18 protein-coding genes are annotated in these 26,638 nt (G+C 66.2%); 5 read left to right on the top strand and 13 right to left on the bottom strand.

Features of this window, described 5'->3' with window-relative positions; all coding sequences use genetic code 11:
- Positions 1–18: 18 nt before the first annotated feature.
- From RIB52_RS12885 to RIB52_RS12850, 8 genes are all read right to left on the bottom strand, one after another.
- Positions 19–3,237: an efflux RND transporter permease subunit gene (locus tag RIB52_RS12885; RefSeq protein ID WP_350176159.1), complete on the bottom strand. Its 3,219-nt coding sequence runs from the start codon at positions 3,235–3,237 to the stop codon at positions 19–21.
- Positions 3,234–4,646: an efflux RND transporter periplasmic adaptor subunit gene (locus RIB52_RS12880; RefSeq protein ID WP_350176157.1), complete on the bottom strand. Its 1,413-nt coding sequence runs from the start codon at positions 4,644–4,646 to the stop codon at positions 3,234–3,236. Before RIB52_RS12880 ends, RIB52_RS12885 begins: the two co-directional genes overlap by 4 nt.
- Positions 4,639–6,177, bottom strand: a complete 1,539-nt coding sequence (locus tag RIB52_RS12875; RefSeq protein WP_350176155.1) for a TolC family protein — start codon at positions 6,175–6,177, stop codon at positions 4,639–4,641. Before RIB52_RS12875 ends, RIB52_RS12880 begins: the two co-directional genes overlap by 8 nt.
- Positions 6,177–7,028, bottom strand: a complete 852-nt coding sequence (locus RIB52_RS12870) for a bacteriorhodopsin (RefSeq protein WP_350176153.1) — start codon at positions 7,026–7,028, stop codon at positions 6,177–6,179. Before RIB52_RS12870 ends, RIB52_RS12875 begins: the two co-directional genes overlap by 1 nt.
- Positions 7,029–7,185: 157 nt before the next feature.
- Positions 7,186–7,368 (bottom strand): hypothetical protein, encoded by a 183-nt coding sequence (locus tag RIB52_RS12865; RefSeq protein ID WP_350176151.1) that lies wholly within the window; start codon positions 7,366–7,368, stop codon positions 7,186–7,188.
- A complete protein-coding gene (locus RIB52_RS12860) occupies positions 7,368–11,600 on the bottom strand; it encodes a translocation/assembly module TamB domain-containing protein (protein WP_350176149.1) in 4,233 nt (1,410 codons plus the stop codon). The genes RIB52_RS12865 and RIB52_RS12860 overlap by 1 nt, the downstream gene beginning before the upstream one ends.
- Complete coding sequence (locus tag RIB52_RS12855; protein WP_350176147.1) at positions 11,600–13,879, bottom strand: autotransporter assembly complex protein TamA; 2,280 nt, start codon at positions 13,877–13,879, stop codon at positions 11,600–11,602. Before RIB52_RS12855 ends, RIB52_RS12860 begins: the two co-directional genes overlap by 1 nt.
- Before the next feature lie 247 nt (positions 13,880–14,126).
- Positions 14,127–14,804 (bottom strand): Fe2+-dependent dioxygenase, encoded by a 678-nt coding sequence (locus RIB52_RS12850; protein WP_350176145.1) that lies wholly within the window; start codon positions 14,802–14,804, stop codon positions 14,127–14,129.
- An 83-nt stretch (positions 14,805–14,887) separates the two neighbouring features.
- On the opposite strand from RIB52_RS12850, the gene RIB52_RS12845 reads away from it, so the two are divergent.
- Complete coding sequence (locus tag RIB52_RS12845; RefSeq protein ID WP_350176143.1) at positions 14,888–15,703, top strand: 4-helix bundle domain-containing protein; 816 nt, start codon at positions 14,888–14,890, stop codon at positions 15,701–15,703.
- Between the two features lie 82 nt (positions 15,704–15,785).
- Here the strand turns inward: RIB52_RS12845 and RIB52_RS12840 are convergent, their stop codons facing one another.
- From RIB52_RS12840 to RIB52_RS12830, 3 genes are all read right to left on the bottom strand, one after another.
- Entirely contained in the window at positions 15,786–16,793 is a 1,008-nt protein-coding gene (locus RIB52_RS12840) for a DUF6607 family protein (protein ID WP_350176141.1), read from the bottom strand.
- A 45-nt stretch (positions 16,794–16,838) separates the two neighbouring features.
- Positions 16,839–19,103 carry a TonB-dependent hemoglobin/transferrin/lactoferrin family receptor gene (locus tag RIB52_RS12835; RefSeq protein WP_350176139.1) on the bottom strand — a complete coding sequence of 755 codons (2,265 nt, stop codon included), beginning with the start codon at positions 19,101–19,103 and terminating at the stop codon, positions 16,839–16,841.
- A gap of 233 nt (positions 19,104–19,336) precedes the next feature.
- The gene (locus RIB52_RS12830; RefSeq protein WP_350176137.1) at positions 19,337–20,002 is read right to left on the bottom strand and encodes a TetR/AcrR family transcriptional regulator; all 666 of its coding nucleotides are present in this window, start codon (positions 20,000–20,002) and stop codon (positions 19,337–19,339) included.
- A 118-nt stretch (positions 20,003–20,120) separates the two neighbouring features.
- Here RIB52_RS12830 and RIB52_RS12825 point away from each other — a divergent pair, with 118 nt between their 5' ends.
- Complete coding sequence (locus tag RIB52_RS12825) at positions 20,121–22,487, top strand: TonB-dependent receptor (protein WP_350176135.1); 2,367 nt, start codon at positions 20,121–20,123, stop codon at positions 22,485–22,487.
- Between the two features lie 87 nt (positions 22,488–22,574).
- On the opposite strand, the gene RIB52_RS12820 is transcribed toward RIB52_RS12825, so the two are convergent.
- Positions 22,575–22,889, bottom strand: coding sequence for a hypothetical protein (locus tag RIB52_RS12820; protein ID WP_350176133.1), 315 nt, complete (start codon positions 22,887–22,889; stop codon positions 22,575–22,577).
- Between the two features lie 127 nt (positions 22,890–23,016).
- Between RIB52_RS12820 and serS the strand changes: the two genes are divergently transcribed.
- The 3 genes from serS to RIB52_RS12805 are packed head-to-tail and all read left to right on the top strand — an operon-like array spanning position 23,017 to position 26,204.
- Positions 23,017–24,300, top strand: a complete 1,284-nt coding sequence (gene serS / locus RIB52_RS12815) for a serine--tRNA ligase (RefSeq protein ID WP_350176131.1) — start codon at positions 23,017–23,019, stop codon at positions 24,298–24,300.
- A complete protein-coding gene (gene surE / locus RIB52_RS12810) occupies positions 24,300–25,064 on the top strand; it encodes a 5'/3'-nucleotidase SurE (RefSeq protein ID WP_350176129.1) in 765 nt (254 codons plus the stop codon). The genes serS and surE overlap by 1 nt, the downstream gene beginning before the upstream one ends.
- A 24-nt stretch (positions 25,065–25,088) precedes the next feature.
- Positions 25,089–26,204, top strand: coding sequence for a potassium channel family protein (locus RIB52_RS12805; protein WP_350176127.1), 1,116 nt, complete (start codon positions 25,089–25,091; stop codon positions 26,202–26,204).
- 4 nt (positions 26,205–26,208) lie between these two features.
- Here RIB52_RS12805 and RIB52_RS12800 read toward each other — a convergent pair whose 3' ends face one another.
- Positions 26,209–26,607, bottom strand: coding sequence for a DUF1761 domain-containing protein (locus RIB52_RS12800; RefSeq protein ID WP_350176125.1), 399 nt, complete (start codon positions 26,605–26,607; stop codon positions 26,209–26,211).
- Positions 26,608–26,638 lie beyond the last annotated feature (31 nt).

Raw genomic sequence — 26,638 nt, 5'->3', positions numbered from 1 at the left:
TCCCTGCAGCAAGGACCTTCAGGACGTCGCACCGGTGGTGTCGGCGTGGACCACTTCGACCTTATCCGGGCGCTTGCCCTTGAGGCGGCTCTTGATCGCGGTCAGCGCGTCGGCATGCGCCTTGGCCAGCGCGGTAACGACGACCATCTGGACGAAAGTCGCGAACAGCACGCCGAAGGCGACGCTCGCCGCCAGCGGGACGAGGAAGCGGGCCTGCACGCTCTGCGCCGCGATTAGGGGCAGGATGCCGAAAAAGGTCGTCATCGACGTCAACAGGATCGGGCGCCAGCGGCTTTTCGCCGCTTCGACGATCGCGGTCCCCATTTCCTCGCCTTCCAGCCGCCGCTCATTGAGAAAATCGACCAGCAGCAGCGCATCGTTGATGACCACGCCGGCGAGCCCGACAATCCCGAACAGCGAGAGGATCGTAAGGTCGAGCCCCAGCAACAGGTGGCCGAGCACCGCGCCGACGAGCCCGAGCGGCACGGCTGACAGGATCACGAGCGGCTGGGTATAGGAGCGCAGCGGCACCGCAAGCAGGGCGTAGATCGCGAACAAGGCGAGCACCAGATTGCGAAGCAGGGCGGGTACGACCTCGCCCTGTTCGCGTTGCTCGCCGCCGAAATTCCAGTCTAGGCTCGGTATCTCCCGCTTGAGGCCGGGCAGCAGCTCGCTTGCGAGCATCGCGGTCACTTCCGAGCCCGTCGTCACGCCCGGCAGCACGTCGGCGGTGACGGTGATGATCCGCTGCCCGTCGCGCCGGTCGATGGTGGAAGGCGCGGAGCCGTATTCGATGCTCGCGACTTCGCCGAAAGGTATGCTCGCCGCGCTGCCGGGCGGGCGGATGCGGTAATCGGCGAGGTCTTCGAGCGCGTCGCGTTCGTCTTCGGGTAGGCGGACATAGACCCGCACCTCCTCGCGGCCGCGTTGGATCCGCACCGCCTCGGCCCCGAACGTCGCCGCGCGCGCCTGCTGCGCGAGATCCTGCCGCGTGAGGCCGAGATTGCGCGCCTCGGGGAGCAGCTCGAGCTCGAGTTCGCGCTGGCCCCGCGTCAGGTCGTCGCGTATTTCGACCACCCCCGACTGGGCGGCGAGCGCCGCGCGGACCCGTTCGACCGCGCGCTCCAGTTCGGCCTCGCTGTCGGCGGACAATTCGGCCACCACCGGCGCGCCGACCGAGACGAGGCTGGCCGAATAGGACAGGCTGCGCGCGCCTGCGACTTCGCCGACCTCCTCGCGCAGCTGTTCCTGGAAAGCGCGCGAGGTGATTTCGCGCATGTCGGGGTCGGACAGCTTGAACCGGACCGTCGCGAGACTCGGCTGGATGAAGGGGGTCGAGGCATTGCCCGGCCCCTGACCGGCCTGCGGCGCGCGGCCGATCGTGGTGTAGGTGCCTTCGAGCAGGGGCGCCTTGTTCCTGCCCTCGTCTCCTTCGCGCTCGGCTTCGAGCCGGTCGGCCACCCGGAGACCGGACTGGCGCACATAATCGGCCACCGACAAAGTCACCGGCGCGGGGCTGCCCTGCGGCATCTCGAGCTCGGCAGTGACGAATTGCCCCTCGATCTGGGGGAAGAAGATGAACTTGACGTATCCGGCCGAGAACAGCACCGCGACGATCGCGAACAGGCCGACCACCCCGGCCATCACCACCATGTAATGCGCGACCGCGAAGCGCACCGCCCGATCGAGCGGGCCTTCGCGAAAGCGCGCGAGCCTGTCGTCGAACCATGCCCTGAGCCTGCCATGGGCGCGCAGGATCCCGCCCTTGGTCTCACCCTCCTTCATGCCCGAAAGGTGGTGCGGCAGGATGAACAGCGATTCGACCAGCGACAGGCCGAGCGCGATGATGACGATGACCGGGATCGCGTAAAGGAACTTGCCCGTTGTGCCCGGCAGGAAGACGAGCAGCGAGAAGGCGGTCATCGTCGTCAGGATCGCGAACACCACCGGACGCACCACGCGCTGTGCGCCCGAGACGGCAGCATCGATGCCGCTCCTGCCCTTCTCGCGCTCGGCATAGATGTTCTCGCCCACCACCACCGCGTCGTCGACCAGTATGCCCAGCGCCAGGATGAAACCGAACAGCGAGAGCTGGTTGATGGACAGGTCGGCAAGGCCCATCACCGCGAATGTTCCGACAAAGGACACGACGATCCCGAAGGACACCCAGAAGGCGACGCGCAGGTCGAGGAACAGGGCCAGCGTGACGACCACGAGGATCGCGCCCAGCACCGCGCTTTCGATCAGCAGGGAAAGCCGACTGCGCAGCTCGTTCGCCTCATTCTGCCAGATCGCGACCGAAACGCCGGGGGGAAGATTCGCCTCCTGCTCCTCGATATAGCTTTCGACCTCGGCCGCGATGTCGAGCGCCTGTTCGTCCCCCACGCGGAAAACCTGGACAGCAGCGGCGGGTCGGCCCGCGAACTGCGTGACGAGGCCGCTGTCGCGAAAGCCGTCGGTGACGGTGCCAATGTCACCCAGCCGGACCTGCGCGCCCGCGCTGCCTGCCAGCAGCACGATATCCTCGAATTGCGCGCGCGAATAATTCTGCTCCTCGATGCGCAGCAGGATATCCTCGCCCTCGGTCTCGACATCGCCCGCAGGCAGGTCGACGCTGTTTGCCCCGATCCGTTCGGCGATCTGCGGCAAGGATAGATCATAGGCGCGAAGGGCTTGCTTGGAGACTTCGATCGCGATCTCGTCCTCGCGCACGCCGGAGACCTCGACCAGCGAGATCGCCTCGCGCGCGGCGAGTTCATCCTCGAAGCGATAGGCGATCTCCTTGAGGCTGGCGGGCGGAGCGTCGCCGTAAATCACGAGTTCGACCACACGCTGGCGATTGTCGAGCTCGCTCACCTGCGGGCGCTCGGAGCGGTCGGGCAGGCTGGTGATGCGGTTCACCTCGGCCTCGATCTCGTCGGCCTTCTGGGAGGCGGACACGCCCTGTTTCAGCTGAGCGGTGACGATGCCGAGCCCCTCGGCAGCGGTCGCTGTAACTTCGTCCACGCCCTCGACCGCCTCGATCTTTTCCTCGATCGGGCGGATCACCGATTGTTCGATCTCCTGCGGGGAGGCACCGCGATACTCGACCTGGACCTGCACCGCGCCCAATGCGAATTCGGGAAAGACCTTGGTGGGGACCTGCTGGATGCTGACCGCGCCCGCGACCAGCAGGAGCAGCATCAGCAGGTTCGCCGCGACACCGTTTCCGGCCATCCATGCGATCGGGCCCCTCATGCGCCGCCGCCTTTGCCGTCCGAGCCGATAGCCGGGGTCTCGCCTCCGCTTTCGCGCGCGTCGAGCGCTGGTGTCGAGCGGTCCTCGCCAGTGCGCACTTTCATGCCTTCGCTTATCGATGGAAGGTCGCCAGTGACGATCCGCTCGCCGTCCCTGAACCCTGGACCGGTGACGAACAGCTCGGCCCCTTCGCGCGCGATAACGTCGACGTGGATGAATTCGATCCGCCCCTCGCGCAAGGCCCAGACGCGCGTCCCGGCACGCAGCGCATCGCGCGGAATCGCGTAATAGGCCGGCGGGGTCTCGGCGAGAAATTCCACATCCGCAAAAAATCCGGGCAGGAGCGGGGGCGCCTCGCCTGGGGTTTCGGCATCCACTGCGGGCCGCCCACCACCGACGGGTCGCGCGATGCGCACAACCACGCCGAGCGTGCGGGTCTGCGGGTCGATTTCTCCCTGCGTCCCCTCCACCGTCGCATCCCACGCCCAGCTCGCCCCGCCGAAATCGACCCGTACCGTGGCGGGAAGGCCGGCCGCACTGCCGCTCGTGACCGGCGCGAATACCCGCGGGATCAGCGCGGCCTTGCGCTGGGTCAGCGGAACGACGACTTCGAGCGTGCCGGCATCGTAAAGCTCGGCGAGCTGCTCGCCCGGCCGGACGAACTGCCCGCGCTCGACCGATTTGGAGCGCACCACGCCGTCGAAAGGCGCCTTGAGCCGGGTCCGGGCGACATCGCGCCGGGCGTCGGCAAGACGCGCCCGCGCACCCGCCAGCGCGGCTTGCGCGGCATCGACCTCGCGCTCTCCCAGCGCCAGTGGCGAAGGGTTCTCGGCGAGCTGTGCGGTGTCGCGCCCACGCGCTTCGCCCGGACGCACGAAATCGCCCTCGATCCTGTCGGATGCGCGCGCGTCGTCCTGTGCCAGACGCTCACGCAGGCGCTCGAATTCCTCCTCCCGCGTCGCGCGCGTTTCCTCGGCCCGGGCAAGGTCGAGCCGCGCCCGTTCGACTTCGGCACGGGCCTGTTCCGCGCGCGAGGCATAGTCTGCGCTCTCGATCCGCACCAGCGTCTCGCCGCGGCGCACGCGCTCGCCTCTACGCAGGGAAGGATTGACCCATGCCACGCGCCCGCCGACCTGCAGCGACAGGGCGAGTTCGCTCACGGCGCGCACCGTCCCCTGCCCGGTCACGCGGATCGGTTCGCTGCGCTCGTCGATCCGGGTCACACCCACCAGCGGCGCGCGCTCGGGCGGCTCCTCGCCCTGTTGCTGGGGGCGCAGGAGCCACAAGGCGGCAGCGACCGCCACCGCCGCCAGCAGAACCCCGAGCGCGATCAGCCGCCACTTGCGCTTGTCGGGGGCGCCGTCCTTTTCACCGCTGTCATCGCTCCCGCCGGGTTCAGCCTCAGCCATCGGCCTCTCCGAGCGCGAGCCATTCGCGCTTCCACGCGCCGCCCAGCGCGCGATGCACGCCAAGCCGCGCATCGGCCACCAGGCGCTCGGCCTGGACGATGAGGCGGCGCGAATTCAGCACGTTGAGCCGCGCATCGAGCCAGTCGGAATAGGCGCCTGTCCCGCGCTCGAAGCGGCGCAGTTGGAGATCGGCGGCCTCGCGCGCGCTGGCGAGGTCGGCTTCGATCAGGCGCACGCGCTGCGCTGCGGCGCGATGGCGGGCGAGCGCGGTCTCGACCTCCGCGAAGGCATCGATCACCGTGCGACCATAGGCTGCCGCGCGCTGGCGCATCTGCGCCTCGCTGATCTCGATCTGCGCTCCGATCCGGCCGGCATCAAAAATCGGCGCGGTGAGCGCCCCCAACAGGTTCACGAACCAGTTCTGCGGGTCGAACACTCCCGCAGGCTCGTTGCCTTCGAGCCCGCCGCTGACATTGAACGTGAGCTGGGGCAGCCGCGCTGCCTCTGCCGCCGCCACGCCGAAACGCGCCGCATCGAGCCGCGCGCGCGCTGCGGCAATATCTGGCCTCCGCGCGAGCAGGCGCGCGGGCAGACCGGCCGGAACCGCCTCCATCGGCAAGGTGACGGCCAGCACGCCCGCTTCGGCCAGGGTCTCCTCGACCTCGCCCGGATAGGTCGCCAGCAGCACGGCGAGCCGCGCCCTTGCCCGGGTCAGGTCCGCGTCGAGCCGGGGAACGGCGGCTTCCGCCTCACGGCGGCTTTCGCGCAGGGAGATGAGTTCGAAGGAGGACCCGACCCCGCGCAGGAAAGCACGCTCGGCAAGCTCCACCCTCTCGCCCAGTATATCGGCCTGCAGCGCGCTGAGATCGCGCAGCTGCTCGGTTTCGACGAGATCGAAGTAATCGCGCATCACAGCGCTCGCTATACGGATGCGAACGGCCCGCAATTCGGCGCGGCTGGCGGCGAGATTGGCATCGGCGGCGCGGGCGCGATTGGTGAGACGGCCCCAGATGTCGGCTTCCCACGAGGCCTGGAGCCGGGCGGAATAGGTCGAGAACGAGAATCGCTGCGTGTCGCTGCCGTCACGGGGCGTCGCGGGGCTCTCGCCGGCATCCTGGCCCGGCGGTGGAACGTCTCCTCCATTCTGCCCCGCGCTGCCACGGGCCGCATCGCCCAGCGCCGCGCCGAGCCCGGTCGCGGGCTGGTTGGCGTAATTCGTCTCGATCCCGGCATTGACCTGCGGAAAGAGGCCGGCGCGCTCGCGCTCGTAGCGCGCATCGACTTCTTCGATCCGTGCGACCACCTCGGCGATGTCGAGATTGGCCGCGAGCGCGCGCTCGACCAGCGCATCGAGCGCCGGGTCCTCGTAGCTCTTCCACCATTCGACCGGCTCGTAACCATCGGCCGCGTCGGTTTGCCCGTAGCGTTCCGGCAGGGCCTCTACGGCGGGCGGCAGCGCGGCATCGGGCGGGTCGAGCGCGCAGCCTGAAACAAGCGCGACCGCCGCGCCCGATAGAAACGCTTTGCGCATCAGCCCGCCTGCGCCCGGGCGTCGATCTCGCCGGTGGCCTCGCAGGCGGGTTCGAAGCCGTCATTCGCACTGCGCTTCAGCGCGACCTGCGAAAGTATCACGCCGAAGACCAGTTTCGAGGAAACGTCGGCCACGGTGTAGATGACCTGCCGCACCACCACGCCCTCGGCCGTCGGGGAGAACAGCGGCATGGCATAGGCGAGCGGATAGATCGACCAGGTCGCCAGCAGGAACCAGAAACAGAATTTCAATCGCGCGCGCACCTCGTCCGAGGGATCGCCTTTGGGATTGCGTACCGCATCGGCGAGGATGAGCAGCATCCAGACATAGAAGGCGGTCGAAACGATGCCCCAGATCCAGAATTGCACCGCGCCCTCATATCCGGGAATGCCGGCGACGGCGGGCTCGAAATACTGGCCGACATAGCCGGTCAGGATCATGAGCACGCCCGCGATCGTCAGCTTGGCCCAGCGATTGCGCAGCTCCGCACCGGCAAAGCCGCACACCACGACCAGCTGCGTCGCCAGCATCGGCACGTCGATCAGCCAATTCATGTAGCGATAGCCGTTCGAGAACTGCTCGCCCGCCACCGGCACGAAGCTGCCGCGCAGGACAGCCCATTCGAAGCTCTGGTTCCACAGCAGCCAGAGCTGGCCGAGCTCGAGCGCGGCGGAGACCATGACGACAGCGGAGATGTAGGCGGACAGGCGGTAAGTAGGCGCGGTGGTACGCGCGGTCATCGCGAAATAGACGAGGCCCGCGAGGAAGACTGCGGTGGAGAATGCGAAAAGGTGCCGAATGACATCATATTGCCAGAAGGCATAGGTCAGGAAATTTTCGATCGAGGGCAAACGTGATCTCCGAACGTGATTGGGGTGTTGATTTCGGATTCAACACCCCAAACGGTATTCCGGATTTACCAGTTCCAAGATTTGTAAATGCGATGGCTGGCATGTGTGCGATTCAACTTGTCTTGCAGCGGGTCGCATATGCCTGCAACATAGGTTATCATTTATCCTGCTCGGACGGCTCGATTTCGCGGGTTTCCTCCTCCGCCGCGAGTTCGGCATCGATCGCCTCGGCCCGCTCCGAAATGTCCTTCGCCGCCTCCTCGTAGCGGGTATCGAAGTCGGGTTTTTCGGCGCAGGCCCCGACAAGGATGTACAAGCTCAACAAACCAGTGCGAAACATCAGTAGTCCTTCGCGTATTTGACGTTGAAATTCGTCGCGCCAGAACCGCCCGCCTGGCTGAGAACCGAAAGCGTGCGGGTCAGGCTGATCTCGATCTGGGTCGCGGTGAAACCGCGCGCATCGGTGATGAATTCGACATAGATGTCGTCCGTCAGGTATTGCCCCGCTGCGATCGCCGTGCCGCGGCCGATCGCCTCGTCAGATCCGAGCACGCGCAGCCGGTCGATACCGGTCGCCGAACGCAGCGTGCCGAGCGGGTTGAACCCTCCCCCGCTTGCGCGCAGCGAATTGAGCGACGCGGCGAGCTGGACCGCCTGTATCGCCGATAGGTTCGCAACCGAAGACCCGAACAGGATCCGCGAGAGCACTTCGTCCTGCGGCAGGGACGGCGTGCTGGAAAAGCCGATCTGCGGTTCGAAGGCGCGGCCCGTCGCGGTGACGGTGACGGTGATGTCCTCGATCTGCTCGCTCGCGGCGAGATCGATCGTCGGATTGATCTCGCCCCCTCCGACGAAGCCGAGCCGACCCTCCTCGAGCGCGAAGGAGCGCCCCGCGAAACCGAGCGTCCCGCGCACGAGAGCGATTGTTCCGGAAACCCGCGGATCGGCGCTGGTGCCCTTGAGGCCCAGGTCCGCGCTCCATTCGCTTTCCAGCCCCATGCCCGAGACGTAGAGCTGGTCGGGCGCGATGAGCGACACGTCGAGCCGCACCTTGCCTAAAAGGCCCGGGCCCGTGGTCGCGGACTCGCCGCCGGTGATTCGTCTGGGTCCGGCCTCCGCCCTGAAGCGTACGCCTTCGAGCTCGGTCACTTCCGCCGCCCCCTGGCGTACGATGCGATAGCGTGTCTCGGGCAGCCGGATTTCGCCCGCGAGCAGGGCGGTCTCGCCCGCCTGCTTGGTCAGGCGCAATTCGCCGGTGGCGCGCGCCGAGACCGTATCGCTACGAGCGAGGCGTGCATTGTCGAGCCGTGCGGCGAGATCCATCGGATAGCCGCTTTGCGAAGACAGGCTGACAAAGCCGCTCGCGGAGACGCTGCCCTGGCCCGCATCCGCCACGAGCCGCTCGATTTCGAGTCGGGACCCGTCGAAGCGGGCCGAGACCGCAATGCCCGACAGGCGCGTGCCGTAGATCTGGTTGCGATATTCGAGGGATTGCGCCCGGACGATCCCGGCAAGCTCTGGGGAATCGACCTGCCCGGCGAAATCGGCCGCCACGCCGATCGTCCCTTCGAGGGTCTGGTTGGGCTGGCCGGCGAAGGAAAAAAGCGTCCCCGCCGGTCCGTTATAGCGCACCCCGCCGCCTAATGGGGCTTCGAGAAGGCGCTCGGTCCACGGCCCCGCCCCCGGCCCGAGCGGGCGCAAAGAAGCGATCATGCGCCCGATCACCGCGCCGCGCCGCCGGGCTACCAAGCGCGCTTCGCCTCCGTCCGCGAGCAGCTTGCCGACGAAATTGATGTCGACCGGTTCGCTCACGGCCGCCGCGGTCGAGCGACTGAAATCATCGATCCTGAGACGCCCATCGGCGCGCGGGAAGGCATCGGGCGACCTTTGCGCGAAATCGAGGCTCCCGCTCGCCTCGCCGCCCAGCCCGAGACCGGGAACGAAGGCATTGACCAGCGCGACATCAAGCTGGTCGAGCCGGGTCTGCACGCGCAGTCCCTCGCCGTAGCGCCCGGCGAGACGCAGGCTACCCGATCCGACATCGATCCGCGTCGGCAGCAATTCATAACCGTCCTCGCCCGGGACGATCCGCGCCGGCGAAGCGGTTCCGAAACGGATGCCGCGCACCTTGCCCTCGATTGCGGCGCGCCACAGATCCTCCTGCAACTCGGCATTCGCGGCCACCCGGAAGGGCGCGCCGCCGGTCCCTTCGGCAAGGATGCGGGCGCTGCCCGCCCCGTCGCGGTAATCGATCTTCGCCTTCGCGGCGTTGATGTTGAGCCCGCCAATACCGGCCCGCGCAATATCCGCCTCGGCGACGAAGCTCGGCCGGTCGTAAAGCACGATCCGCGCATCGACGCTCGCCGCCCCGATCGTGAGGTCGAGCGGGCCGCCGAGATTGCCGCCGTCAGCGCGCAGGTTCACCAATGCTGCCTGGTATTCGCCTTCCGCCTCGAGCCGCACGATCCCGTTGATCCCGCGCCCGCTTGCATCGAGCCGCCCGACAAACGGTCCGGCCGCACTCTGTTCGAGCGAACCAGCCAATTCTATCCCCGCAAAATCGGCGCGCGCTATGTCGAGTGTCAAAGTCTCGCCCGTGCCGAGCATGAAATCGCCCTCGACGGGACCGTAATCGGTTTCCCCGGTGGCGAGCAGGCGATAGCCGCCAGGCGCGCCCTCGATTTCGGCACGCAGGTTCGCAAGACCCACGCCGAGGCCGGGACTCTCTGCGGTGAGCACGGCATCGGGATCGGCGATGGTCCCGGCAACCTGCAGGCCGAACGGGCCGTAATCACCGCTCACCCCGCTCGCATCGAGCGCGATCCGCCCATCGAGCGCATAGGAGCCGCTTCCTCCTGTCACCTCGAATTCGGGCGCGCGAATTCGAAGATTAGTCAGCCGGAGCCGTCCGTCGGAGAGATAGACGATATCGCTCGCCGCCACCGCCTCGCCACCGAGAAAGTCGCGCACCCCTTCGTTGACGATACGCTGCGAGCGGGTGCGCACCCGTCCCCTGATCGCGAAATCGCCTTCACTGCCCGCAGTGAGATCGAGATCGGTGCCGATGTCGAAGATGCCGACACTCTCGATCCGATAATCGTCGAGACGCCCGTCGATCGAGCCCGAATAGCGCCCCCCTGCCAGATCGGCGAGCACCGTCCCGCGCGCATCGATCCGGCGCGAGGTGAGGCGCAGATTGTCGGACAGCAGGCGGTCGCCGTCGAGCGCGAAGGTGCCGGTCAGGCGCAAGCCGCGCAAGGTTCCGCCGGCTGCCGCATCGATCCCCGTGACCCGCGCTGCACGCGCCTCGACGGGAACTGTGAGCACGCCCTCCTCGCGACGCGACAGGCCGGCTGCAGCCAGATCGACGAAGGTCAGCGCGCCAAGCGTCAATCGCCCCGCGGTGACGCGGTAATCGATCGCAGGCGCGCCAAAGGAACCGTCGAGCACGAGATCGGCGTCGATCTCGCGCCCGGAAAAGGCATCGGTCAGCGCGGCGGGCTGCAACAGGTGGAAATCCAGCGCCAATTCCTCGAAGGCGCTTGCCGCGATATCGACCCCGCCCTTGGCCCCGAGGCGGAAGGAGTCACTGGCAAGCTCGCCCGAAATCTGCGCAGCGGAACCTTCGACACCGGCGGTTAGATCGACCGCGACCTCTGGCGCAAGCAGGCTAGCCGGGGTTCCGTTGAACAGGCGCGCGGCGCGGGCCGTGCCCTCGATCGCAAAACGGCCGTCGCGCGCGGCAAGATCGAGCCGGGCGAGGTCTTCGCCGGCGAGATCGGCAACGAACCGCCCGTCCCATCTCGCCCAGTCGCCCTCCCCCGTCAACTCTACGCTGAGCGGCTGCGAGAGGTCGGCGAGCGCAGCGATGACCCCGTCTTCGGGCGCGGCAAGATCGAGTTCGAGATCGAGCCGGTTCTCTTCCGGGACGGCATCGAGCAACAGGGCGAGCCGGTCCCCCGCCTGCGCTTCGCCCGGCGCGTCCTCGACGGGCAGGGACGAAAGATCGGCGGCGATCTTCGCCCGCCCCTCCTCGACAAGCGCCTCGCCTTTGAGGGCGAGAACCCGACGCGTGCCTGCCACCGCCTCCTCTACGACAATGCGGTCGATCACCAGGCGGTCGATGGCGATGTCGAAGGAGGGGAGCAGAGGCGCGTCGTCGGGCGGCGTCTCGGCGAATTCGGGCAGGCGTTCGAGCACCAGTTCCGGGCTCGAAAGCGAACGGATGTCGAGCCGGTTGCCGATGAAGGCGAAGGGCCGCCAGTCGAGCGTGACCCGTTCGGCCGTGACGAAGACGCCTTCGGGGTCGCGCAATTCGAGATCGCGGATGACGAGATTGCCGTAAAGCGAGCCTTCGAGCCGCCCGATGCCGATTTCCAACCCGTTCTCGAATTCGAAGCCCTCGACCTGCCGCTTGACGAAATCCTTGCCCGGCGGGGTGTTGATCCCGATCAGGACGAGCGCGGCCAACGCCGCCAGCACGGCGAGCGCGATCCCCAAGAACCGCAGCAGGCACCGCGGCCGGCTGCGGCGCTCCTGCGGCGCGGGATCCGTGTCCGTCTCGTCCACCATCAGAAGGCCTGGCCGATGGAAACATAGACCGCAAAGGCGCTTTCACCGCGCTGTCGGTCGATCGGCATGGCGATGTCGACCCGGATGGGGCCGAAGTCGGTGTAGTAGCGCCCGCCGATACCGACCCCGAAACGGATGTCGTCGAATTGCGGCAAGGTCTCTTCATAGACTTGTCCCGCATCGACGAAAGCGGCCACACCGTAAGGCCCGAAACGATAGCGCACTTCCGCCGCCGCTTCGAACAGGGCACGTCCGCCGGTCGGCCGCGAGCGAAAGGGATCGGGCAGGTCCTCGGGATCGGTGCCGGGTTCGATGTCCTCCGGATCGGGAAAGTCCGGATTGGGCTCGAGCACGCGCGGTCCCAGTTCCTGAAAACCGAAACCGCGCACAGAGCCGCCGCCGCCGGCATAGAAGCGCCGCGAGGGGGCAAGGTCGAACCGGTCGATCCCCTGAATCGTACCGAGCCTTACCCGCCCGGCGAGAACGATCGATTCGCTTGCCTCGTAATAGGCCGACCCGTCGACCCGGGCGCGGACATAGGGCTCAAATCCCCGGTTAAGAGCCGCCTCGGGCTCGACCAGGGCGGTAAGGCGGAACCCCTCGGTGGGGTCGAGCAGGCTGTCGGTCGTGTCGAAACCCACTTCGCCCTTGAGCCCCGCGACCATGAAGGTGCGCTTGTCGCGCGCGTTCCGGGCCCTGTCGAAATCCTCTTCGTTCGAAACGAAGAACTGCGCGCCGTAAGCATAGGTCAGGCGCTTCTGCCAGATCGGCGTCGAGATGTAGCGCACCGTGGCCGCGACGCGCCCGGTGAGCGCCTCGAAGGCTTCGAAGTCGGAGCGCAGCGCATCGGCGGTGAGCTCGAAGGTGCGGTCGCGGCGCCCGGCATTGGAGCGGCGGAAGCTGACACCCAGCGCCTGTTCCTGAGTCCCTGCAAGACCCCGCACTCCGAGCGCGCCTTCGGGCGGAAACAAGTTGCGATGGGTCCAGCTGCCCTCGACGCTGAAACCCCGCCCCGTGCCGAAACCCGCCGTCCCGGCGATGGTCCGCGGCGGGCCAGCCTCCTGTTCGACGACCACGCGGGCATATTCGCGTCCCTCGCCGGCATCCTCCCCGCTGGGCTGGGGATAGACCGCGACAGCGTCGAAGAGGCCGGTGGCGACCAGTGCCTGCCTGAGGTCGTTGAGCATGCGGCTGTCATAGGGATCGCCCCGTTCGAACCGGGCGATTTCCCGGATGTGCTCCTCATCGAAAGCGAGGTCGCCGCTCGTCGTGATCCCGCCGAAGGCCGAAAGCGGGCCGGGATCGACCGGGAGGGTATAGACCCCGCCGCCCGTTTCGCGATCGAGCAGGATGTCACGCGTGCCGATCTCGACAAAGGGATAGCCTTCCTGCGGGAGCCTCACCGCGACGCGCGCTTCGGCCGCCTGCACCTTCGTTGCGATGACCGGCGCACCCGTTTTCAGGCCGAGAGTGTCGCCGATGATGCCCGGCGGATCGATAGGCGGCGCATCGATCACGATATCCTCGAACACGTAGCGCTGGCCGGGATCGACCTCGATCCGCGCAACGAAAGGTGCGTTCCCGCGTTCGCGCTGTGGTCGGATCAGCCGTGTCCGAACGTTTGCGGAGTACCAGCCCTGCGCCGCGAGCAGGCGCTTGGTAAGTTCGGCGTCCTCACCAAGGCGGGCATTGAGCTGGGCGATGTTCGCCGCATCACCATCTCCCGCTTCGAGCGCCGAAAGGTCGAAGAAGCGGTCCGTAAGATCGGTGGCGGTCGCCGCGTCGGCCTTTTCGAGCCCGGCGAACTCGATTTCGTAAGGAACGGTGACCGGTTCTTCCGGCGCCCCGCCCTCGTCCTCGTCCTCGAACATCACGGCTTCGAGCTCGAATGTCTCTAGCGGCGCGAGCGGCTCGGTCAGCGCACTGTCGCGAACCGGCGCATCGCCGATCGCCTCGACCGGTTCGCCATCCGCCAGCTCGGGCTTGCCAAGCGGTGGGCCTGCACTCGCCGCACCCCCCGGCTCATCCGCGTCCCCCGCCATGCGGCGCTCGAATTGCTCGATGCTCTCCAGCGGCCGTTCAAGCGCCGGATCGTCCCCGGGCGGCAGGTCCGGCACGACGCTTTCAAACTCGTCCTCGCCGATGACTGGCTGGGGCTCGGGCAGGTCGGCATCGGGAGGCGGCGCGGGAAGCTCGAGCGCTTCCTGCTCGGCTGAGCGTGTATCGGTCGCGGCATCCTGTGCGACGGCAAGCCGCGCTTGCCCCGCCACAACAAGCACCAGGGCGGCACCCAGCCCACGCCACCAGGCGCCCGCCACATCCCTGCGGCCGGTCGGACCGGTTAGTGGCGCCCCTGTAAGATGCATGTGCTGCGCGTTCCCCCCGGCCTTGGCCATTTTCCTGGCGTATCGTCTTTACCCCGGCGCGGGAAACGCCCGGATCACAAGAAGGTTTACTAGGGCACCGGGGTTCCGAAACGGGCATGGTGCGCGGCGGGGCGTGGCTGGCATAAGCCGCGCGACGGGTTTAGCGGCGGGCCCACATCCTGATGAGATTGGCGATGGTCTTGTCGAGAGTCAGCAGTTCGGCTGATTGGCGAGGCAATTGCTTGCGCAGCGTCGCACGCAGGTTTTCGAGATCGAACAGCATTTCGCGCTGGGTGTCGTCGCGGATCCAGCTTTCGATCCAGCCTACGCAGGCAATCCGTGTCCCCCGCGTCACCGGTCTTACCTCGTGTATGCTCGACGAGGGATAGAGCACAAGAGTTCCGGCCTTCGGCTTTGCCGACTGGGTCATTCCGGCCGAATGGATGACCAGCTCACCGCCATCGTAGTCGGCGGGTTCGGACAGGAAGAGCGTGAAGGATATGTCGGTGCGCATCCGGCGATCGCCTTGCCCCATCAAGGCGTTGTCTACATGAGCGCCGTAATGGCCGCCATCGCGAGCTCGGCTGACGATAAGGCGCGAAAAGCGCCGTGGGCGGGCCGCGGCAACCACGACGGATTGTTCGGCGATGAGTTTCAGCAAATGCGCGTGGAAGGCCTCGCCCGCCTCGCCTTTGAGCACCGCTTGCTCGTTCTGCTTGACCTCCCGGGCGGTCTTGCCCGCCGTTGCGCGACCGTCCCGCCATTCGAGATCGGCCAGCCGCGCACGGATAGCCTCCAGCTCGTCGGACTTGCGAATGGTATTGATCGTCAGGATCATGGCGGCCGGTTACCTGATAATGATTTGCAAAAACCGCCCTTCGCGATAGAGCGCGTGCAGGGAATATCGCTTAAGGAGGCAATATGAAAGTCGAGCTGAAGACATGGGCGGGCCTTGGTCTTGCCACCGCGTTGGCCGGCGTGGGCCTTGCCGGGTGCGCCGGTGAAGGCGGAGAGGGCGGAGAAGGCGGCGAGGCGGCGCAGACCGCTCCCGGCGGTGAAGGCGGCGAAAGCGGCGAAGGCGAGAGCGGCGAGGGCGAAAGCGGCGAGGGCGAAGGCGGCGAAGGCGAGGGCGGCGAAAGCGGCTCCGATATCGGCGCGCTCCCGCTGCCGCAGCGTCTCGCCTTCATGTCGGGCCATGTCGCCGCAGGGATCGCCCTTTACCGCGCGGGCGAGCCCGAAGCCGCGGCGCCGCACCTCATGCATCCGGTCTCCGAGGGCTACGAGGCAGAACGCGAAGGGCTCGATCGGCTCGGTTTCGAGCCGGCCACCTTCCGTGACGTATCGAGCGCGCTCGAACAGGGTCGGCCCGCGAGCGACATCGCGCCGCAGCTGGAGGCCGCCGAAGCCAATCTCGCTGCCATGCGCGAGCAGGCCGGCGGCGATCCAGCAGCGGTGATCCGTTTCCTGATGGACACTGCGGTCGAGGAATATGCCGCCGCGCTGACCGACGGCAAGGTCACCGATGCGGCGGAATATCAGGATGCCTGGGGTTTCGTGGTCGTCGCGCGCGATCTTGCAGGGGACCTCGAAGGACCCGCCTCGGAAAAGGTCGCGACCACGCTAGAGGAAATGCTCGACCTGTGGGGCGATGGCGCGCCGATGCCCAAGGGAGATCCCGCACCGGTCGGGCAGGTTTCCGCACTTGCCTCGCGGGTCATGCTGGCCCTGCCGCAATAACGCCGTCCGCCGAGATGAAAAGGGCGGGATGCGTATGTAACCGCATCCCGCCCTTTTTCACGCGACACTGCCTGCCAGGGTGTCAGCCGCCGCTGCGCGCGGTGCCTTCCTCGATCAGTGCGACCGCCTTGGCGCTCGCTTCCTCGCTCGCCATTTCACCCTTCTTGATTGCGTCCGCCATCTTGAGCAGGTCGCCCGCAATGGTCGTGCCGACTTCGGGGTTCTGCGGGATGCGGATGCCGCCATTCTCGAGTGCGACGCGATCCCAGGCGTCGCGGATCGCTTCCCAGTAATCCTTGGTCTTCGACCAGTATTCCTCGGCCGCGGCGACCTCGTAGCCGTCATAGCGCTCATAGGTGTTAAGCACGTATTCCTGCACCACGGGCACCAGTTCGCCGCTGCCGTCCTCGGCGGGCATCATCTTGGTGTTGTCCTGCCAGTGGATCCAGCCCTCAGGCGTGATCTGGTGGCGGTTGATCCCCATGTAACGATCATAAATCGGATCGCGCACGGCATCGCGGCGGGCGAGCGGACGCGCGGTCCAGTTCGAGCGCCAGCGCTTCACGCCATGGGTTTCCTCCCACTGGCCCCAGCCGGCATAGCGCGGACTGTCGTCGACCTGGTAGACCGTCTGCGACCAGCGCCCGTTGCGCATGGCCTCGGGCACTTCTTCCATTTCCCAGGTGTCGCCGCCCTTGAACACGAGGATCGACTCCGGCTCGTATTCCCAGTCCTGCCGCCAGTGCTTGACGACATAGGGGCCGTCCTTGGTGTCGACGACGAGCAGGTGCTGGAGGACGATCTTCTCGCCCGTATCCTCGACCACGCGGACCGATTCGTAACCACTGGAAACCTTGCGATCGATCGGCTCGTAGCCCTCCATCCAGGGAGTCGATTCCTGCATGTCGAAGACGACGGCGTAATCGCCTGCCATGGACAGGATGGTTTCGCGGTCCGCCTCGAAGGCGGCCTTGTCGGCCGCTTCGCTGCGTACGATCGGGTCATCGGCAAGCGCCGGAGCGGCGGGAACGGCGGCAAGCGCGAGTGCGGCGAAGCCGCTGGCGAATAGGGTGCGGGTAAATCTTGGCATCGAGGGTCTCCGATTCATGAGATGGTGTTATATCGCAAATGATAATCAGAATTGGAAGCTTGCAGAAAGGCTGAAATTGCGTCCGGGCCGGGTAAAGGCGCCCGCTATCCCGGAATCTGCAACGGAGAGGCCGCGCACGTCCGACCAGTAAATGTAGCGCTCGTCGAACAGGTTGAAGAGCCCGGCGCGCAGCTTGATCGCCTCGGTGACCTCGACGAAGGCGGTGAGATCGACGATTGTGAAGGCCTCGGGCCGGAACAACTCGCCGCCGCCGGGCGCGGGCGGAGTTTCTTCGGCGTCCTTGCGGGCATTGTGGGTCACGATGACCTCGCCCCCGAACCGCCCGGCCGGATCGCGATACCCCAGCCCCGCGACGAGGTTGTAGGGGTCGATCGTGTCGAGCGGGGTGCGAGACCCGTCGGGCGCGATCACGTCGCCCTTGGCATAGGCCATCGCGAAACGCCCGGTTATCCCGTTGTCGAGTTTCAGGTCGGCGCGCGCCTCGAGCCCCTCGATCTCCACGCTGTCGAAGTTGACGAACTGGAACACCGCCGGGTCCTGCGGGGTGAAGGACCCGCTGATGACCTGCTGGCTGATGAAATCGTCGTAGTCGCCCTTGAAACCGACCACCTGCACCGAGAACACGTCGGCAGTGTAGCGTGCGCCCGCCTCGAAGCTCTCGCTGGTTTCGGGACGAAGGTCGGGATTGGGCGCGGAGATGTAGCCGCCGGCGGGAAACTGGAAGAAATTGTTCACCTGGCTTGGCGTGGGCGCGAGGAAGCCCTGCGCGTAGTTGCCGAAAAGCAGGAATTCGTCGGTCAGGTTCACCGTCACGCCGAGCTTGGGCGACAGGCGGCTGTCGCTCTGGCCTTCGGGCTGGAAGCCGACAAGCAGCGGGTCGTCCGTGGGGTTGAGGTCATAGAAATCGAACCGGAGCGCCGGGAAAAGCTTCACCGCCCCGTCCGCGAAAGAGATCTCGTCCGAGAGGAAAAGCCCGCCGAGCGTGAAATCGGTCACCGGGAACGCGCGCGTCGGGAACGTTTCGCTGCGTCCGGGGAAGGTGCCGTCGCGCACTCCCTCCTGGCGGGTGAAGCTGACATCGCCGCCGAAAGCGACCTGGTGGCGCATCCCGCCAAGCGCGAACGAGGTCCGCGCTTCGCCGACAGCGCCGTAGACGCGGTTCTCGAACGTGTTGAGCCGCTCGCGGTCGGGCGCGGGGATGAAGCCGAGTGCGGTGCGCTCCTCGAAGGCGAACTGGCGGTCCTCGGCGTCCTGCCAATAGGCCGAGAGGAAAGCGTATTCGATCGCATCGTCCGCATCGCCGTCATAGGTCCAGTCGAGCGAGGCGCGCACGCGCTCGTTCGTGTCGCGCGCGTTGAGCGCATCGACGTTCCAGACCGGCGCGGGGCCGAACAGGAAGGCCGGCCCGAGCGCGGTGAGCACTTCGGTGCGGACTTCGGCATCGAGATATTCGCCGGTCAGGCGGACGCGGTGAGTGCCGTTGTCCCAGACGAGCTTGCCGAGCACGGCATCGCTGCGCCCGATCTGCGGGTTCGGCTCGGTCCGTGTTTCGCCGACGCCGCCGATCTCGCCCTGGTTCTCGAGCTCTTCGAAATCCCGGCTGGTATAGGCGATCATGGCGGTCAGGTTGCCGCCGATCTTGCCCGCCATCGTCGCGGACAGAGCGAATTCGTCGTCTTCGCTCGCATATTGCGTGGAGACGAAACCCCCGAAGTCTTCGCCGCGCAGTAGGTCGACCGGGTCGGAGGTGGTAAAACTCACCGCCCCCGCGAGGCCGTCGCTACCATATAGTGCTGAGGCCGGGCCGCGCAGGATTTCGACCGACTTGACGAGACTGACATCGGTAAAACCGCCGCGTCCGGCATCCTGTGCGCCGAAAGCGAAACCCTGCGGCGAGCGGATGCCATCGACCTGAATCAGCACACGGTTGCCGCCGATCCCGCGAATCACGAAATCCTCGTTCCGGGCGCGCCCGGTCGATCCGAACGCCGCGCCGAACCGCGCCGGCGCGCGGCGGACGGTAACGCCGGGCTCGAAGCGCACGAGGTCCTTGATGTCGGTGGCGAGCTGGTCGGCAATCTCCTCGTCGGTGAGGACGGTGACGGTGGCGGGCACTTCCTGGATTTTCACCGGGCTGCGCGTCGCGGTGACGACGATCGTGGGGTCGTCCTTAACCTGCGGCGCCCCGTTGGTGCCCATTTCCCCGGAATGCTCGGCAAAGGCTGGCGTGGCGACAAGGAGAGCAGCGGCGAGCGCGGTGAGCGATGTCGTTGAGAGTGGAGCGTTCACGTTCGATCCCATGTGACTGTGTTACAAACTCGGGCCGGGACTTGCCTTTGTTGCGAATGCGAGTCAATAGTTTTGAGAATGCGAGTGCGAATTGTTCGCAGAGATGGCGTGCAGGTGCGTTAATCCAGCCCCTGGCGGCAGCACCATTCAGCCGGTCATGGATTTGCGTCATTTGCCCGCGATCGCCTTGAGGCGTGACTGGAGCCCGCGAACCAATTGCCAGCGCTTGGCCTTCAGCGGCGCTCGATCCCGCGAGCCAGCAGGCGATTGACTGCGGCGGCGACCTCGTCCGGATCGCTCGCTTCGCCGCTCTCGCCACCCCAGACCGCAAAGCGCAGGCCGACGAAGACGTTCATGCCCATGATCGCCCAGGCCTCGAGTTCGCCCAGCCCCTCACGCAGTTCCCCCGCAGCGGCCCCGGCCTCGATCCGCGCCCGGATGCGCCCGGCAATGGTCTCGTAATGGTTGCGATAGCTTTCCGGATCGACGAACTCGGCTTCGTCGATGATGCGGTAGATTTCCTTGTGCTCGCGCGCGAATGCAAGGAAGGCGGCGAGTGCTGCGCGCTCGATTTCGAGCGCTCCCATGTCCTCCTTGAGAGCGGAGCGCGCCGAGGTCCGGACGTTCTCGCTCATGTCCTGAACCAGCGCCCGGAACAGCGCATCCTTGCTGTCAAAATAGGTGTAGAAGCTGCCCAGCGCGACCCCGGCGCGGCGAGTGATCGAGCTGACCGAGGCCTCGTGGAACCCCTTCTCGCCGAATTCCACCGCCGAAGCATCGAGCAGCTTGCGCAGCGTCTTGCGCCCGCGCTCGGTGCGCGGTGCCTTGCCCTCGGCCGCAGCGCCATCAACGCGCGCGCGGCTCGCAGCCGTGCCATCGGACTTTTTCGAGCCTGCCATGACTGCCTCCCGCACCAGATGGGTAAGCATGCCCGGCTGCCGAAACAAGGAAAACTTGAAAGTTGGTTCATCTTTCAATATCGAGCACCCCAGGGAGCAAGAACCGGAGAGAGGGTTTATGAAAAATCAGGTGTTGAGCAGCCGTGCGCTGTTCCTGGCTGGCTGTGCGAGCCTTGCCGCTTTCGCGGCGCCGGCATACGCGCAGGCAAGCGCCGATGCAGCAGCCGAGCAGGAAGCCGACGACGAGGCCATCGCCAGTGATCAGGGCGGGAACTCGATCGTCGTCACCGCCCGTAGGCGCGAGGAGCGCCTGCTCGACGTGCCGATCTCGGTTACTGCGCTGACCGGCGAGACTCTGCAGGAGCAGGGCATTCTCGAACTGACCCAGATCGGCCAGCAAGTGCCCAACATTACGCTCGAGGTCAGTCGCGGCACGAATACGACGCTCACCGCCTTCATCCGCGGGGTCGGCCAGCAGGATCCGGTCGCCGGCTTCGAAGCGGGCGTCGGGCTCTACATCGACGATGTCTACCTCAATCGTCCGCAGGCCGCCGTGCTCGACATCTACAATGTGGAGCGGATCGAGGTGCTGCGCGGACCGCAGGGCACGCTTTACGGCCGCAACACGATCGGCGGCGCGATCAAGTATGTGACGGCGGAACTGCCCGACGATCCCAGCCTGCAGGTCCGCGGTGCCTATGGCTCATATGACCAGGCAGACCTCATCGTCACAGCCTCCACACCCATCACCGACAACCTCAAGATCGGTGCGAGCGGCGCGCGTCTGTCACGCGGGGGCTTCGGCGAGAACCTGACGCTGGGTACGGAGAATTACAACAAGGACATCTGGGCCGCGCGCGGAACGATCGAATTCGACAGCGGTCCGCTCTTCGTCCGCCTGTCCGGCGATTACATCAAGGACGACAGCGAAGCGCGGCAGGGCCATCGCCTGATCCCCGGCCAGCTGACGGGCGCGCCGGTGCTCGACGACGTGTTCGACACGCGCGCCGGGCTGAACATCGTCGATCAGGAAGTCGAAGCCTATGGCGGCGCGCTCAACATCGCGCTCGAGGTCTCCGACACGATCACGCTCAAATCGATCACCGGTTACCGCGAGGACCGGTCGACCACGCCGATCGATTTCGACAGCCTTCCCGCCGCCGATCTCGACGTTCCCGCGATCTACGAGAACGACCAGTTCAGCCAGGAACTGCAACTGCTCTATGAAGGCGATCGGCTCTCGGGCGTGGTCGGCTTTTACTATCTCAACGCCAACGCCTTCACCGCCTTCGACGTGGCGCTGTTCAATACCGGTGCAGCGATCGGGCTACCGGGTCTCAACGCGCAGACGCTCGGCGATGTGAACACCGAGACCTGGTCGGTATTCGCCGATTTCACCTATGACCTGACCGATACGATCAGCGTGTCGCTGGGCGGGCGCTACACCAACGACCAGCGCACCAGCCGGGTCCTGCGCACGACCTTCGCCGGCGGCTTCTCCGACCTGTTCGACGGAGCCGGCGTGCCGATCGCGGTAACCTCCGATTTCGAAGGCAGCGAGACTTTCGAGGATTTCAATCCGCGCGCCTCGATCAGCTGGCAGCCCAACCGCGACCACAACGTCTATTTCACCTATTCGCAAGGGTTCAAGGGCGGCGGCTTCGACCCGCGCGGGCAAACCACCGCCGCGCCCGATCTCGATGGCGATGGCGACATCGACTTCGACGACCAGTTCGAATTCCTGCGTTTCGCGCCGGAGACGGTCGACAGCTTCGAATTGGGTTGGAAGGCCTCGCTGCTCGACAACCGGGTCAACATCTCGCTCGCCGGGTTCCTCAGCCAATATGACGACGTGCAGATCCCCGGCTCTGTCGGTCTCGACACCAATGGCGACGGCGTGAACGACAGCTTTATCGGCATCACCTCGAACGCCGCTAGCGCCGACGTCAACGGCATCGAGTTCGAGGGCAATGCGCTCGTCGGCAAGGATTTTGCCGGAACCGGCAGCCGTTTCTCGGTCAACTGGTCGCTCGGCGTGCTCGATGCGCAGTTCAACACCTTCATCGACGCTTTCGGCGAAGATGTCGCCGATGAACGGGTGTTCCAGAACACGCCCGACATCACCGGGCACATGGGCTTCAACCTCGGCATTCCTGCGGGCGACGGGATGTTCGACGTGATCGGCCTTGCCTCCCTTCGTTCGGATGCGAGCCAGTTCGAAGTGCCCAACCCCTTCCTCGACCAGGATGGTTTCGTGCTGTTCGATGCGAGCCTGGTCTACACCTCCGACGACGGGTTCTATTCGATCGGGCTCCACGGCAAGAACCTGTTCGACAAGGAATATATCGTCGCGGGCTACAACTTCGTCGCGGGCGGCACGCCTCCGGGCACGCCTTTCGTCCCGACGCTGGGTCTCGAAGGGACGCTGACCGGCTTCTACGGCGACCCGCGCCGGATCTACGTCACCGCGCAGGTCAATTTCTGACTTCTCCCTTGGACGGGAGCTGACACGGAAAAGCCCGGAAGGCCGCGCACGGTCTTCCGGGCTTTTCTCTGCGCGCGTCGCGCCGGGTCAGTTGACCGCGGACGGCCTGCCGTTGGTCTTCTCGATCGCGCCGCCGGGCGGGTTGTCGATTACCGTGCCGGTGTCGCTGTCAGGCCAGTCGGTCGGCTTGGCCTTGGAGCCGGAACCGCCTTCATCGCGGCCATCGAAATAGCGCTTGGCGAGATAGCCGCCCGCGCCCATCGCGAGCATGGCGGGAATGCTGAGACGAGTGATGACAAAGGGCACGGCGCGTGCAGCAACGATGCCGGTGGCCCCTCCGAGCACGGGATAGCGTTTGGCGAGTTTCGAGCCGACGGCGGCCCCGATGAGTGATCTGAGCATGTGTCTCCTCCTTTACCCGACCAATCGGTTAGCAGGGGGCGCGGTTCCGCCGCTTGGGCGACCGGCGCGGCATTCCGTCGCAAAAAGCGGTTTTCTTGGGGCCCGCGAGCAGGCATAGGCGCTGCCCATGCACGATATCCGCCTGATCAGGGACGATCCCGAAGGCTTCGATGCCGGCCTTGCCCGGCGCGGCGCGGACCCAGCGGCCGAGGCGCTGCTCGCGCTCGACGAGGAACGCCGCGACCTGACCACGAAATTGCAGGAAGCCCAGAGCCGCCGCAACGAGGCCTCCAAGGCGATCGGCAAGGCGATGGGCCAGGGCAACACCGAAAAGGCCGAGGCGCTCAAGGCCGAAGTGGCCGAGTTGAAACAGGCGATGCCCACGCTTGAGGAGAAGCTCGCAAAGGTTTCCGAAGAGCTCGACCACGCGCTTGCAGTGATCCCGAACATCCCCGCCGACGACGTGCCCGAGGGCGAGGACGAGGACGCGAACGTCGAGGTCGCGCGCTGGGGTGACCTGCGCGAATTCGATCTCGAGCCGAAAGAACACGCCGATATCGCGCCCGCGCTCGGCATGGAATTCGAGACCGGGGCGAAGCTGTCGGGCGCACGCTTCACTTTCCTGCGCGGCGACATGGCCCGCCTGCACCGCGCGCTGGGGCAGTTCATGCTCGATAGGCAGGTGCAGGAGAACGGCTACACCGAGTGCAACCCGCCGGTGCTGGTGCGTGACGAGGCGATGTACGGCACCGACAAGCTGCCCAAGTTCGCCGAGGACAGCTTCCGCACAACCGATGACCGTTGGCTCATCCCCACCGCCGAAGTCTCCCTCACCGCGAGCGTCATGGGCGACATTCTCGACGCAGACGCCCTGCCCATCCGCCTCACCGCGCTCACCCAGTGCTTCCGCTCCGAAGCGGGCGCGGCGGGGCGCGATACGCGGGGCTTCATCCGGCAGCACCAGTTCGAGAAGTGCGAACTGGTCAGCATCGTGAAGCCGGAAGATTCCGAGGCCGAGCATGAGCGCATGACGAAATGCGCCGGCGGCGTGCTCGAAGCGCTCGGCCTGCCCTATCGCACCATGCTGCTGTGCACCGGCGACATGGGTTTCGGCGCACGCAAGACCTACGATCTCGAGGTATGGCTCCCCGGACAGGGCGCCTTCCGCGAGATTTCGTCCTGCTCGAACACCGGCGATTTCCAGGCGCGGCGGATGAAGACCCGCTACCGGCCCGAGGGCGAGACGAAGAAGACCGAATTCGTCCACACATTGAACGGGTCGGGCCTCGCGGTGGGCCGCACGCTCGTCGCGGTGATCGAGAACTATCAGGAGGCCGATGGCAGCATTACCGTGCCCGAGGCTCTCCACCCCTACATGGCGGGCACGACCCGGCTGGAGCCGACGACATAATGCGCATCCTTGTCACCAACGACGACGGCTACCACGCCCCCGGCCTTGCCGTGCTGGAAGAGATCGCGGCCCATTTCTCCGACGACGTGTGGGTCTGCGCCCCGTCCGAAGAGCAATCTGGCGCGGGCCATTCGCTCACTCTCAATCGCCCGGTGCGGCTCCAGAAATACGGCGAGCGACGCTATGCCGTCACCGGCACGCCGACCGACAGCGTGATGATGGCCCTGCGTGAAGTGATGGACACGCCCCCCGACATCATCCTGTCCGGCGTCAATCGCGGGGCCAATCTGGGCGATGACATAACCTATTCGGGCACGGTCTCCGCCGCGATCGAAGGCGCGCTTGCGGGCGTGCGCGCGATCGCGCTCAGCCAAGTCTATAGCGGCGAAACGCGCGGGACGGACCAGGAATTCGCCGCCGCGCGCGAATGGGGGCCTAAGGTTATCCGGCCGCTGCTGGATACGCCTTTCGCCGAGCGCACGCTGGTCAATGTCAATTTCCCGCCCCGTCCGTCCGGAGAGGTAAAGGGCATCCGCGTCGCCCGGCAGGGATTCCACGATTACAAGCGCGGCACGGTGGTCGAGGGCCGCGACCCGCGCGGATACCGCTATTTCTGGTTCGGCCTCGACCCGATCGAGCACACGCTCGATCACGGCACGGATCTCGAGGCGATCGACGACGGCTATGTCGCTGTCACCCCGCTCCAGCTCGATTTCACCCATTACCCGACCATCGGCCGCCTTGCCGAAAGGTTCGGGGACTGATCAGGGCCGGGGGCGCGAGGGGCGATGGCGGAGGAACCTTCGGGCAAGCCGACCACGGACCGGTCGAAATCCGAGCCCAAGGCGCGCGCGCGCCGGCGTTTCCAGCCCTTGCGCCGCGCGGTCAGACTGCCGGTCTGGGGCGACCTCGGCATCAGGGCCGGCCTTGCGCTCTTCCTGATCTTCGTCGTCATCCTCGTCCACTGGTGGGACCGCGAGGGGCTGGTCGACAATTTCGACGGCCATGTGAGCTTTCTCGACGTGGTCTATTTCACCATGATCTCGATCACCACGACCGGCTTCGGCGACATCGCCCCGATCACCGACCGGGCGCGCCTGATCGAGGCGGTGATCGTGACCCCGGTGCGCTTCGCGGTGCTCTTCATTTTCGTCGGCACGGCCTATAACTTCATCATCAAGCGCAGCTGGGAGAAATGGCGCATGGCCCGCATTCAGGAGCAATTGTCCGACCACGTCGTGGTGCTGGGCTATGGCGTCTCCGGCTCGCAAAGCGTCGAGGAACTGATCGCGCGCGGCACGCCATCCGACAGCATCGTCGTGGTCGACCCCAGCGAGGACCGGCTCGCCGAAGCCGAAAAGCTCGGCGTCAACGTCATGGCCGCCGATGCGACCCGCGACGAGACGCTGAAAGCGGTGCGCATCGGCAATGCGCGGAGCATCCTCGTCTCGGCCGGGCGCGACGACACTTCGATCCTGATCGTGCTGACCGTCCGCCACCTCGCCCCCAAGGTGCCGATCAGCGTAGTCGTGCGCGCGCAGGATAACGAAGTACTGGCCCGGCAGGCCGGGGCGAACAATGTTATCAACCCGGTGCGCTTTACCGGCCTGCTTCTCGCGGGGAGCGCGCAGGGTGCGCATATCTCCGATTATCTCGCCGATCTCGCATCGGTTTCGGGGCGCGTCCAACTGGTCGAGCGAGTGATCGACGAGGAGGAATGCGGCCGCGCGATCAGCCAGCTGAAGAGTGGCGGACGGGGTCTCAGGGTCTATCGAAACGGACGCGCGATCGGCTATTGGGAAGAGGAGTGCCAGAGCCTTCAGAAGGGCGACATCGTGGTCGAGATTGTGCCCACCGAAAACGGCACGACCAAGGGCGACGGGCACGGTGACAAGCGCGAATAGCGCCTCACCGGAACAGCAGGAACACCCCGCCCATCGCCGCCATCCCGACGAGGAAATGGCCCGCATCGATGGCGAAGAGCAGGCCGCTCCTGCGCTGGTAGAGATAATTGATCCCGACCGCCGGGATCATCACGCCCGCGGCAAAGCCCACCGCCATCATCATGACGACGTGCGGTGCCGGGTTCGTCCGGGCGATCAGGTGCCACAGCACCATCGCGATCAGCATCTCGAAGGCGAAGGTGAGGCCGAAGATCACCGCCATTTTACCACTGCGCACGGCGGCGTCCGACAATCCGGCGGCCCTTTGCCACGCCTTTCCGAAAAGCACCCCGTACCAGATCGCGCCGACGGCGAAGAAGGCGGCGGTCCCGGCAAGCACCGGCCACAAGGCGAAATCATTCATGAATTGGCTCCATCTGCGTAGAGCACAGCGC

Source organism: Erythrobacter sp. (genome assembly GCF_040217515.1).
Classification (GTDB): domain Bacteria; phylum Pseudomonadota; class Alphaproteobacteria; order Sphingomonadales; family Sphingomonadaceae; genus Erythrobacter.
Note: the sequence above shows the minus strand (reverse complement) of the source record. Positions and strands in the feature narration are given on the sequence as shown.

Bases quoted from the DNA above. Each gene is read 5' to 3' on its own strand.
- RIB52_RS12885 (WP_350176159.1), bottom strand. From the start codon at position 3,237: ATGAGGGGCCCGATCGCATGGATGGCCGGAAACGGTGTCGCGGCGAAC.
- RIB52_RS12875 (WP_350176155.1), bottom strand. From the start codon at position 6,177: ATGCGCAAAGCGTTTCTATCGGGCGCGGCGGTCGCGCTTGTTTCAGGC.
- RIB52_RS12805 (WP_350176127.1), top strand. From the start codon at position 25,089: ATGGCGGAGGAACCTTCGGGCAAGCCGACCACGGACCGGTCGAAATCC.
- RIB52_RS12845 (WP_350176143.1), top strand. From the start codon at position 14,888: ATGAAAGTCGAGCTGAAGACATGGGCGGGCCTTGGTCTTGCCACCGCG.
- RIB52_RS12865 (WP_350176151.1), bottom strand. From the start codon at position 7,368: ATGTTTCGCACTGGTTTGTTGAGCTTGTACATCCTTGTCGGGGCCTGC.
- surE (WP_350176129.1), top strand. From the start codon at position 24,300: ATGCGCATCCTTGTCACCAACGACGACGGCTACCACGCCCCCGGCCTT.
- RIB52_RS12825 (WP_350176135.1), top strand. From the start codon at position 20,121: ATGAAAAATCAGGTGTTGAGCAGCCGTGCGCTGTTCCTGGCTGGCTGT.
- RIB52_RS12850 (WP_350176145.1), bottom strand. From the start codon at position 14,804: ATGATCCTGACGATCAATACCATTCGCAAGTCCGACGAGCTGGAGGCT.
- serS (WP_350176131.1), top strand. From the start codon at position 23,017: ATGCACGATATCCGCCTGATCAGGGACGATCCCGAAGGCTTCGATGCC.
- RIB52_RS12820 (WP_350176133.1), bottom strand. From the start codon at position 22,889: ATGCTCAGATCACTCATCGGGGCCGCCGTCGGCTCGAAACTCGCCAAA.
- RIB52_RS12800 (WP_350176125.1), bottom strand. From the start codon at position 26,607: ATGAATGATTTCGCCTTGTGGCCGGTGCTTGCCGGGACCGCCGCCTTC.
- RIB52_RS12860 (WP_350176149.1), bottom strand. From the start codon at position 11,600: ATGGTGGACGAGACGGACACGGATCCCGCGCCGCAGGAGCGCCGCAGC.
- RIB52_RS12830 (WP_350176137.1), bottom strand. From the start codon at position 20,002: ATGGCAGGCTCGAAAAAGTCCGATGGCACGGCTGCGAGCCGCGCGCGC.
- RIB52_RS12880 (WP_350176157.1), bottom strand. From the start codon at position 4,646: ATGGCTGAGGCTGAACCCGGCGGGAGCGATGACAGCGGTGAAAAGGAC.
- RIB52_RS12840 (WP_350176141.1), bottom strand. From the start codon at position 16,793: ATGCCAAGATTTACCCGCACCCTATTCGCCAGCGGCTTCGCCGCACTC.